The 5,649-nt window shown below is 70.0% G+C and carries 6 protein-coding genes and 3 pseudogenes; all 9 read right to left on the minus strand.

Features of this window, described 5'->3' with window-relative positions; genetic code table 11:
• Window positions 1-71: 71 nt before the first annotated feature.
• Window positions 72-389: pseudogene (locus AOK24_RS51255) on the minus strand (amino acid permease); the annotation flags it as partial.
• A gap of 2 nt (window positions 390-391) precedes the next feature.
• Window positions 392-1,458 (minus strand): annotated as a pseudogene (locus tag AOK24_RS28685) (amino acid permease); the annotation flags it as partial.
• Window positions 1,455-2,132, minus strand: a complete 678-nt coding sequence (locus tag AOK24_RS28690) for a FadR/GntR family transcriptional regulator (RefSeq protein ID WP_055722953.1) — start codon at window positions 2,130-2,132, stop codon at window positions 1,455-1,457. The pseudogene AOK24_RS28685 and the gene AOK24_RS28690, both read right to left, overlap by 4 nt.
• A gap of 157 nt (window positions 2,133-2,289) precedes the next feature.
• Window positions 2,290-3,129 (minus strand): undecaprenyl-diphosphate phosphatase, encoded by an 840-nt coding sequence (locus tag AOK24_RS28695; RefSeq protein WP_055722954.1) that lies wholly within the window; start codon window positions 3,127-3,129, stop codon window positions 2,290-2,292.
• 86 nt (window positions 3,130-3,215) lie between these two features.
• Window positions 3,216-3,581, minus strand: a complete 366-nt coding sequence (gene crcB / locus AOK24_RS28700) for a fluoride efflux transporter CrcB (RefSeq protein ID WP_055722955.1) — start codon at window positions 3,579-3,581, stop codon at window positions 3,216-3,218.
• Window positions 3,578-3,967 (minus strand): DUF190 domain-containing protein, encoded by a 390-nt coding sequence (locus AOK24_RS28705; RefSeq protein WP_055722956.1) that lies wholly within the window; start codon window positions 3,965-3,967, stop codon window positions 3,578-3,580. Before AOK24_RS28705 ends, crcB begins: the two co-directional genes overlap by 4 nt.
• On the minus strand, window positions 3,964-4,392 hold the full coding sequence (locus AOK24_RS28710; protein ID WP_055722957.1) for a fluoride efflux transporter FluC: 429 nt from the start codon (window positions 4,390-4,392) through the stop codon (window positions 3,964-3,966). Before AOK24_RS28710 ends, AOK24_RS28705 begins: the two co-directional genes overlap by 4 nt.
• A gap of 67 nt (window positions 4,393-4,459) precedes the next feature.
• Window positions 4,460-5,416, minus strand: coding sequence for an SMP-30/gluconolactonase/LRE family protein (locus tag AOK24_RS28715; RefSeq protein ID WP_055722958.1), 957 nt, complete (start codon window positions 5,414-5,416; stop codon window positions 4,460-4,462).
• Between the two features lie 128 nt (window positions 5,417-5,544).
• Window positions 5,545-5,649: pseudogene (locus tag AOK24_RS51260) on the minus strand (ArsR family transcriptional regulator); the annotation flags it as partial.

The raw sequence follows: 5,649 nt of genomic DNA on the forward strand, positions 1-5,649 counted from the left end.
GATGAGGGGGGCGTCGGTGGGGGTGCTGCTGAACATCACTGCCTGCGGGTTGTCGTGGGCCGGCGCAGGGGTCACGCGTCGGCCTTGGTCGAGGTGCGCGCGAGGCGTCCCCGGATGGCGTACCAGCCGGCGACGAGCGCTCCGACGATCAGCGGCAGGCACAGCACGGTGGTGCGTCCGGCGCCGCCGTCGGCGTACATGAGGACCAGGACGGAGGCGAGGAAGGCCAGCGTCACGAGTTCGGTCCAGGGGGAGCCCGGCAGCCGGTAGCTCGGGCGGGTCAGCTCGCCCTTCTGGGTCTTCTGCCAGAAGAGCAGGTGGCAGACCATGATCATGCCCCAGGTGGCGAGGATGCCGATGGCCGCGAAGTTGAGGACGATCTCGAAGGCNNAGCAGGATGCCGCCGTAGGGGACCTGGGTGCGGCTCATCTTCGCGGTGAAGGCGGGGGCCGAGCCGTTGACGGCCATGGAGCGCAGGATGCGTCCGGTGGAGTAGAGGCCGGAGTTGAGGGAGGACATGGCGGCGGTGAGGACGACGAGGTTCATGACGCCGCCGGCGGCCGGGATGCCGATGTTGGACAGGACGGTGACGAAGGGGGACTCGCCGGCCTTGTAGACGTTCCAGGGGAGCAGCATCGACAGGAGGACGACGGAGCCGACGTAGAAGAGGCCGACGCGCCACATGATCGAGTTGATCGCCTTCGGCATGATCTGCTCGGGGTTCTCGGTCTCGCCCGCCGCGACGCCGACGAGTTCGACGGAGGCGTAGGCGAAGACGACGCCCTGGATGATCAGCAGCATGGGCAGCAGGCCGTTGGGGAAGACGCCGCCGTTGTCGGTGATCAGGGACGGTCCGGGGGTGTGGCCGTCGACCTCGTGCTGGGTGACCAGCAGGAAGATCCCGATCACCATGAAGACGACGAGCGCGCTCACCTTGATGATCGCGAACCAGAACTCCAGCTCGCCGAAGATCTTGACGGAGATGAGGTTGACGGTCAACACAACGGCCAGGGCGATCAATGCGAGCACCCATTGCGGGATGTCGGAGAACATCCCCCAGTAGTGGGTGTAGGTCGCGACGGCGGTGATGTCGGCGATGCCGGTGGTGGCCCAGTTGAGGAAGTACATCCAGCCGGCCGTGTAGGCGCCCTTCTCGCCGAGGAACTCGCGGGCGTAGGAAACGAAGGCGCCGGAGGAGGGCCGGTACAGGACGAGTTCGCCGAGGGCTCGTACGACGAGGAAGGCGAAGATCCCGCAGACGGCGTAGGCGATGAAGAGGGAGGGTCCGGCGTCGGCGAGGCGTCCGCCGGCGCCGAGGAAGAGGCCGGTGCCGATGGCGCCGCCGATGGCGATCATGTTGACGTGCCGGTGCTTGAGGGACTTGCTGTATCCCTCGTCTCCGGCGTCGACGTGCGGGGACGAGGGGCGCGTCTCGTCTTTGAGGTGCTGTTCGCTCACGCCTCGGGTCCGCCTTCCAGGGGAGTTTCCGCGCGCGGGGTGCGCACGATGTCGGTGAGGGTCGTCTCGACGCGGTCGAGGTGGTGGCTCATGGCCGCCACGGCGTCGGACTCGGAACCGTCCATGAGGGCCTCGACGATGGCCCGGTGCTCGCGGTTGGACTGCTCGCGGCGTCCGCCCAGTTCGTTGAGGAAGGCCGACTGGCGCGCGAGTGCGTCGCGGATCTCCTCGATGACCCGGCGGAAGACCGGGTTCTGGGCGGCTTCGGCGACGGCCAGGTGGAAGAGGGTGTCCATCGCGACCCACGCGGTGGTGTCCGTCTCCCGCTCCATGCGGTCCAGGAGGTGGGCGAGGTGGTCCAGGTTCTCCGGGGTGCGGCGCAGGGCTGCGTACCCGGCGACCGGGATCTCGATGTGGCGGCGCACTTCGAGGAGGTCGCTGGCCGCGTAGTCGCCGAAGGTGGGGTCCTCGACGGTGTTGGCGACCACGAAGGTGCCCTTGCCGGTCTTGGCGACCGTCAGGCCCATCGTCTGGAGGGCGCGCAGGGCCTCGCGGAGCACGGGCCTGGACACCTCCAGGGTGCGGCAGAGCTCGGCCTCGGAGGGGAGCTTGTCGCCGATGGCGTACTGGCCGCGTTCGATGGCGCGGCGGAGGTGGGTGAGGACCGCCTCCATCGCGCTCACGCGACGGGGCCCCGAACCACCTGTCTGGCTGTCTGACAGGTTCACGGGAGTGATGGTGCGGCTGCGCGCCAGGCGGTGTCAAGACAAGCGAAAAGAAAAATTCACCGGGCATGCGGGCTGAAAGCCGATCGCACGCCCGGTGATCTGATCAGGCGCTCAGCGCACCCGTCGCGAGCAGGCCGAAGAGCAGGACGCCGACGACGATGCGGTAGACGACGAACGCGTTGAACGAGTGCTTGGCGACGAACTTCAGCAGCCAGGCGATCGAGACGTACGCGACCGCGAACGACACGCCCGTACCGACCGCCAGCGGGAGCGCGCCCACGCCCGCGCCGAGGGCGTCCTTCAGCTCGTACAGGCCCGCCCCGGTGAGCGCCGGGATGCCGAGGAAGAACGACAGGCGGGTGGCCGCGACCCGGTCGAGGTCGAGGATCAGCGCGGTCGACATGGTGGCGCCGGAGCGGGAGAAGCCGGGGAAGAGCAGCGCGAGGATCTGCGAACTTCCCACCAGCATCGCGTCCTTGAACGACGTGTCGTCCTCGCCGCGCTTGTGGCGGCCCATCTGGTCGGCCGCCCACATCACGCCGCTGCCGAGGATCAGCGAGGCGGCGACCACCCACAGCGAGCCGAGGGCGCCGTCGATGAGCGGCTTCGCGGCGAGGCCGACGATCACGATCGGGATCGTCGCGTAGATCACCCACCAGGCGAACTTGTAGTCGTGGTGGTAGCGCTCCTCCTTGTGCGCGATCCCCCGGCCCCACGCCGAGACGATCCGCACGATGTCCTTGAAGAAGTACACGAACACGGCCGCGATCGCGCCGACCTGGATCACGGCCGAGAAGCCGACGACCGCCGGGTTGTCGACGGAGATGCCCATCAGGCCCTCGGTGATCTTCAGATGGCCGGTGGAGGAGACGGGGAGGAACTCCGTCACTCCCTCGACGACTCCGAGGACGACGGCTTGGCCGACAGAGATGGTGACGCTCATGGAATCCAGTTCTGCGGGAGGGGGGACGACTGATGGGGGACAGTCCTACCAGTCCCGGGTAGGGCGCCGTTCCTCCCGTTTCCCCGCTACGACCAGAACGTCTGCCCGATCCACACGCCCCCGAAGGCGGCCCCGAGCCCCGCGAGGAGACTGCCCGCGACGTTGGCGAGCGCGTACAGTCCCGCGCCCGTCTCGGCCAGCCTGAGCGTCTCGTAGGAGAACGTCGAGTACGTCGTCAGCGCGCCGCACAGGCCGGTCCCCAGCAACAGCCGCAGATCCGACCCGGCGGACGCGGCCCCCGTCAGCGCGCCGAGGATCAGGCACCCGACGACGTTGACGGTGAACGTCCCCCACGGGAACACCGAGTCGTGCCGGGACTGCACCGCGCGGTCGGTCAGGTAGCGCAGGGGCGCCCCGACCATGCCGCCGACGGCGACCAGCAGCCAGTTCACAACGACTTCTTACCCTTCTTGTTCGCTTTGTCGGTTTCGCCGGGTTCTGCTGGGCGGCCGGTGTACGTGACGACCTCGCACGGCTCCAGCGTCACCAGCCCTTCGGTGACCAGTTCGTCGAGCTGCGGCAGGAAGGCACGGACCCGTTCCTCGGTGTCGACGACCACTACCGCGACCGGCAGGTCCTCGCTGAGGGACAGCAGCCGGGTCGTGTGCACGCGCGAGGACGCGCCGAAGCCCTCGACGCCCCGGAACACGCTCGCCCCGGCAAGACCCGCCGCGTGCGCTCGGTGCACGATCTCCGCATACAGCGGTCGATGGTTGACGGTGTCGTTCTCCCCGATCAACACGGTCAACCTCAGAGCGCTGCCGGTCAACCTCGTCATGTCTGCCTCCTCGCGAAGAGCCGGCGTGTCGCGCCGGCCGCGAGCCATACGGCGGCCAGGGCCGCGCACAGGGTGCCCGCCAGGTAGGCGAAGCCGGTGGCCGGATGCCCTTCTCCCACCAGTTTCCGGAAGTCGACGGTGTACGTCGAGAACGTCGTGAACCCTCCGAGGACCCCGGTCCCGAAGAACGGCCGCACCAGCCGGTGGACGGTGAGGATCTCGGTCACGAGGACCAGGAACACGCCGATCACCGCGCAACCGACGACGTTGATCCCGAAGGTCGCCCACGGGAAACCGCCCGCGCGCGCGGGCCACAGCTGGCCCGCCCCGTACCGGATCAGGGACCCGGCGACGCCTCCGGCGGCCACCACCGCGACCACCGGAAGCTGCCCCTCGCGCGCGCTCTGTGCCTTCGGCGCTGTCATGTCGTACGTCTCCTGCCCGGCCGCCGTGATCGCGGCCGGGCATCAGCGTAACGCCGCTGGTGAGGTCCTATACGGCCGCGCAGACGGCGATGCCCGGCTCGTTCAGGCTGCCGAGGACCAGCAGGCCGTCCGTCGTGCGGCAGACGCCGGTGACCATGCGGAAGCCGGAGCGGCGGCGGGTGAGGTGGTGGACGGTGCGGCCGGTGTCGTCGACCGCGAGGACGCCGATCGTGCCGGAGGGGCGGTAGGGGGCGTGCAGGGCGAGGCGCGCGGCGCGGCGGCGGACCGCCGGGGACGCGCGGTGCAGGAGGTCAAGCGCGGGGACGCGGGGGCCCGCGAGGGCGACCCAGACGGGGCCGTCGGGGCCCTCGCGCCAGAGGTTGTCCGGGTAGCCGGGAAGGTCCTCCAGGAAGGGCTCGGCGACGCCCGTACGGGGTCCGGTGAGCCAGTACCGGGTCAGGCGGCGGGCGCCGGTCTCGGCGACGACCAGGAACGCGCCGCAGCCGCTCACCGCGAGCCCGTTGGCGAACTGGAGCCCCTCCAGGAGCACTTCGGGCGTGTCGGCGCCCGGCGAGAGCCGCAGCAGCCGCCCGGTGCCGGTGTGACCGACGAGGTCGCCGACCCACTCCCCCAGGGCGAACTCCCGGCTGGAGACGGTGAAGTAGACCGTCCCGTCGGGTACGGCGACGGCGTTGCTGCAAAACCTCAGCGGCTCGCCCTTGGCCGACTCGGTCAGCACGCGCACGCTGCCGTCGCCGGTGTCCACACGCAGGAGAGCGCCCTCCGCGTCGCACACCAGCAGGCCGCCGTCCGGGAGGAGTTCGAGACCGAGGGGGCGCCCGCCGATCTCCCCCACCTGCTCGACGCGGGCCGCGCGCGGGTCGTCGAGACCGGACACCCGGAAGATCCTCCCGTCCTCGACGCCGGTCAGGACTCTGCCGTGCCCGTCCGCCACGACGTCCTCGGGGCCGTGGCCCGGGAGGGTGACGTACCGGAGAGGGACGAGAGCCGCGCGACGGTGCATGAACGTGTGCCCTTCCTGTCGGAGACAGGTAATCCTTTCAGTCGGCACCCGCCTCCATGCGCGCGGGCGGGGGCCTTTGCCGGGGCTTTCCCCGGGCCCGCCTCCCCCGCCCCACCAGCCCTCACGCGCTACCTCTGCCAGCCCTTCTCGAACATGCGGGCGACCTCCGCGATGCGGATCTCGTCACGCCGGTAGTAGGTGCGCCGGCCGACCTTCTCGGCCCGCAGCAGGCC

The organism is Streptomyces niveiscabiei, from assembly GCF_001419795.1.
GTDB classification, from domain to species: Bacteria; Actinomycetota; Actinomycetes; order Streptomycetales; family Streptomycetaceae; genus Streptomyces; species Streptomyces niveiscabiei.

Excerpts from the sequence above, each read along its gene's own strand:
- AOK24_RS28690 (WP_055722953.1), bottom strand. The coding sequence starts at position 2,132 with ATGGAGGCGGTCCTCACCCACCTCCGCCGCGCCATCGAACGCGGCCAG.
- AOK24_RS28695 (WP_055722954.1), bottom strand. The coding sequence starts at position 3,129 with ATGAGCGTCACCATCTCTGTCGGCCAAGCCGTCGTCCTCGGAGTCGTC.
- AOK24_RS28705 (WP_055722956.1), bottom strand. The coding sequence starts at position 3,967 with ATGACGAGGTTGACCGGCAGCGCTCTGAGGTTGACCGTGTTGATCGGG.
- AOK24_RS28710 (WP_055722957.1), bottom strand. The coding sequence starts at position 4,392 with ATGACAGCGCCGAAGGCACAGAGCGCGCGCGAGGGGCAGCTTCCGGTG.
- AOK24_RS28715 (WP_055722958.1), bottom strand. The coding sequence starts at position 5,416 with ATGCACCGTCGCGCGGCTCTCGTCCCTCTCCGGTACGTCACCCTCCCG.